The organism is Bacillus sp. 05T22, from assembly GCF_056396765.1.
Genome location: NZ_JBFTMC010000232.1, coordinates 1 through 1,765, shown reverse-complemented (window position 1 = coordinate 1,765; position 1,765 = coordinate 1). Strand labels below are relative to the sequence as shown.

General features: G+C 35.8%; 2 protein-coding genes. Both read right to left on the bottom strand.

The genetic code is table 11. The features are described from left to right. Window positions 1-428: 428 nt before the first annotated feature. On the bottom strand, window positions 429-680 hold the full coding sequence (locus AC1DIT_RS28040; protein WP_033671483.1) for a YlmC/YmxH family sporulation protein: 252 nt from the start codon (window positions 678-680) through the stop codon (window positions 429-431). Window positions 681-877: 197 nt separating this feature from the next. Next, window positions 878-1,765, bottom strand: an 888-nt coding sequence (locus tag AC1DIT_RS28035; RefSeq protein WP_476998596.1) for a M16 family metallopeptidase, incomplete at its 5' end; no start/stop codon positions are given.

Sequence of the window (1,765 nt, the reverse complement as noted above, 5' to 3'; positions counted from 1 at the left end):
GTGCATCTCAGTCAACATTCCCTACTTCACCTTCTTTTTCTTTCATTTATAAGAAAAGTGCCTACTTTTTCTTTTTCCTCCACATCATATGTACCGTACGAGTTAGAGGTGATTGAAAAACAAAAAGCATTCAATATTTCTAAATATGTGAAATTCTATATGATAAAACTTCCATTAGAGTTACACTCTTCCTCATTACTTAACTACTACTCCCTCACTCCATTTTCATTTGAACGTGCTACACCTGTTCCAATAAAGCGAAACTTTAATCAACGACATCCCCCACCGATTATTAGGCTTCATCACTTGGACCTTTACCGACAGTTTATCTTCCAACCTATCTTCTTTGTTTTTACTGAATCTTGAGGTAGGAGTATTACTTGCCCATGAATAGTGGAATAAAAAAAGACAACCAAAATGGTTATCTTTTACTGTGAGCTTGGGCGGCTTGCAAGGTCAAAAATAATCATATCATGACCGACCTTTTTAATACGGTTCCATTCTACACGAACTTCTTGCTGCTCTCTTTTAAACCCGCCCCATTTTCCTACCGGTATAATGAGAGCTTGAATTTCCCCATCCTTCTCGTTTATTTCTAAATCAGCGTGACCTAAAACTCCCATTTTTTCCGCACGCTCCAAGTCCACAATCTCTTTTCCACTTAATTCACTTAAACGCATATGCTTCTCCCCTTTACGAACATCTTCCATACAACATCCTCAAATCCTAGCCTATAATAAGTACGTATTCTACACGTCTCTAAAAAATACCAAGAAAATGAACTCCTCTCCCTAGCATTCAAAATTTGTTATACTTATAAAAAGCTTCGTACATAAAAATAACCGTATCTCCTCGTACGAGATACGGTTATTTCGTCTTATTTCATTCCTTTTGGAAGCTCTCCATTCGGACTAATTAGCGCTGCGGAAAATTCATTTGTAAATATACTGCGAATCAATTGATCCACATCTGTTTTGGTAACCTTGTTCACACTCTCAATAATTTCATCGAGCGAACGATGTTTTCTAAGGAGCAATTCATTTTTTCCATTGCGACTCATACGGCTATTCGTACTTTCTAAACTTAACATCAGATTTCCTTTAAGCTGCTCTTTACTATTAACAAGTTCTTTCTCTGTAATACCTGTATTTTTCAATGTCTCTAACGTTTCTTGCATTGTATCATATAAAGTATCTAATTGTTGGCTTCCTGTACCACCGTAAAGTGTTAACATTCCTGTATCTTCATATGAAGAATGATAAGAGAACACTGAATATGCTAATCCTCGTTGCTCACGTACTTCTTGGAATAAACGGCTACTCATACTGCCACCTAGTACATTATTTAATACAATTAAGTTATAAATATCTTCATGTCCCATTTGTAATCCTTGGAATCCTAAACATAAATGAGCTTGCTCTGTTTCCTTTTTACGGGTCACTTTATTAAAATGAAAAATCGGACTATGTACTTGTTCACGATTTGTTGTTCCCTCGTAGTTGCCAAAATATTGTTCTACTGTTTGAACAAATGTTTCATCAATATTTCCAGCAATCGAAACTACAACATTTTCAGGTGTATAATRATCTTTTATATATTGACGTAATGTATCCCCTGTAAATGTTTCAAGCGTTTCTTCTGTACCTAAAATTGGGTATCCAAGCGGATGCGTTTCATATGTCGCTTTCGTTAACATGTCATGCACAATATCATCTGGCGTATCCTCATACATTTTAATTTCTTCAAATACAACGTTCTTCTCCTC

Excerpts from the sequence above, each read along its gene's own strand:
- AC1DIT_RS28040 (WP_033671483.1), bottom strand. The coding sequence starts at position 680 with ATGCGTTTAAGTGAATTAAGTGGAAAAGAGATTGTGGACTTGGAGCGT.